Below are 2,499 nucleotides of genomic sequence, written 5' to 3' on the forward strand. Positions count from 1 at the left end.
TGGAATAGCGATACACATTTAATTTTAACACATAATGCTATTAGGCAATTAGATATTACCAATCAATCAGAAAGACGTAAAGGACGATTTAACTCGCTATTTGATATCGTTGATAAAACAGTTACATTTCAAGGTAAACGTCTGTTAGAACGGAAACTATTACATCCCATGCTTGATTCAGACGAAATTCAATCGTCATATAATCAAATAGACGAACTTATTCAAATTGAAAGAGCAAATCCGAAAACAATAGCAAGATTACTTCAATTCGAATTGCGTTCTATGGTCGATTTTGATAAATATCATCGTAAATGTAATATTTTCAAATTGCAACCCGTTGAATTATGCAATTTAATCAAAAGTTACGACATTTTTATTGCTTTAATTGAACAATTACGTCCGTTAATTGCTCGGAATCAAAAAATACAAAAATCCGCTTGGGGAACGTTGGCTGGTAGTACGAAAACAACTACGAAACTGACCCCAGCGAAAACTAACGAATTATCAAAACTAATACCTGACCAACAAACACTAGATGCTATGAAAACATATGTTGCAACATTAAATACATGTTATAACATCGATAGTTTTGAAAACTGTCCAAGTTTCCGTTCGTTAACTGGTAATATGTTTCACCCAGGTATCGATAGAACATTAGATAATTGGTGTTCAAAAATGGGATCTACCGGTGACGATATTGATAAAATACGCGTTCATTTAGGTAAATTAATCGATCGTACTAGTGATCGTTCCGACAAAATACTTAGACTAACTGATGCACATAAAATCGGAATTAGATTTTGCGGAATTAAACATCTTGTTTTAATGCTTAAATATTACAAAACCATCATCAGAATGCAAGCTTTTCATTTAATGAATCAAAACCCTTCTTTAGTATCTACTACTACTACGACAACTACTAATGACGATGATGAAAATTCAGATGAAACGACAACTAATACGACAACTAATACGACAACTAATACAACTATGAATGATCTAACAATTGAAGAAGTACGTGAACTTCGTCGTAAAGAAAAGGAAAAAGAAAAAGAAAAGGAAAAAGAATCGGAAATCTCATTCGAAATATTAAAATTATTAGAAGGTCGTATACAATATTATGACAATGCAGAAGAAATGGTTTCAAAATTAGGTCGCAATATAGGTGGCCACATTACAGATGCAGAATTATTAGAGTGGGCACAAGGTAAAAAACCTGCTTCAGTAAAACGTACGACAAGTAGCGCTCAAAATAATTATTTAACTGCTGAAGATATGCAACTTATATTATCTTTGCAATTTTATACACAAGCTAAAAATATTAGTGTCACAACAAACATTATTCATAAAGCACAAACAGAATCCGATGTTATTCATACACAATTCATATCAAGAATGCGAGCACAATCCGAAGCATTTATGATTAAATTTTTATCGGATAATTATGAAATTGCTTCTATATTTGGACAATTAAGTGCTGATCTTGATGTTCTTCAATCAAAAGCAAAATGCGCGATCGATTATAGATATTTTAAACCGTGTGTTTTACCCAGATTTTTATCCGATGGAAACCAATTATTACCTAGTTTTATTGATGTCCAAGGATTTAGACATCCAATTGTAGAACGTATTCAAGACGATATTGAATATATCAAAAACGATCTTAAATTAGGAAGAGAAACATTCGAAGATACTAATATTACTGGAATGCTATTGTTTGCTGTAAATAATGCAGGTAAAAGTACAATGGAAAAAGCAATTGCACTTAATGTAATTTTAGCTCAATCAGGATGTTATGTTCCTGCAGAAAAATTTCGATATAGACCATTTAAAAATATTATTACAAGACTTGAAGGAACTGATAATATGTGGAAAGGTCAAGGATCATTTGCTGTCGAAATGTCAGAACTTCGAACAGTTACTAATCAAGCCAATGCAAATACATTAGTATTAGGTGACGAAATTTGCCGCGGAACAGAACAAAATAGTGCTATCGCTATCATGGCAGGTACTGTTGAATGGCTATGTAAAGTTCCTAAAACAAATTTTGTGTTTTCTTCTCATTATCATGAATTATTAGATTTTGAAAAGATTAAAAAGTTAAATGAACTTGGAGTTTTTCATTTAAAATCAACTATTGACCGTACTAAAGATAGTATTATTTACGATTATAAATTAACTCCTGGTGTTGGAGATACTTTATTTGGGATCGAAGTTGCTAGATGCATGGGTTATAATGAAACTATTTGCAATTTAGCTGCTGATTATCGTAACGAACGCTTAAAACGCAAAACACACTTTTTAGATACTCGCACATCTAAATATTGTAAAGACCTTTATATGGATCGTTGTTCAATACCCGGTTGTAATGATCCATTGTTTGGAGCAAATAACCAACAAGCTCTCGACACTCACCACCAAAAACAACAACATACTGCTGATTCAGATGGGAAAATTGATCATCACGACAAAAATGCAAAACATAATCTGGTGCCTTTA

General features: G+C 32.2%; 1 pseudogene. It reads left to right on the forward strand.

What is annotated here, in order from left to right:
* Nucleotides 1–39 precede the first annotated feature (39 nt).
* A pseudogene (locus tag ACH2BG_RS12705) lies at nt 40–2,499 on the forward strand (hypothetical protein); the annotation flags it as partial.

Origin of the sequence: Flavobacterium sp. (genome assembly GCF_043779715.1) — a bacterium.
Taxonomy (GTDB): Bacteria; Bacteroidota; Bacteroidia; order Flavobacteriales; family Flavobacteriaceae; genus Flavobacterium.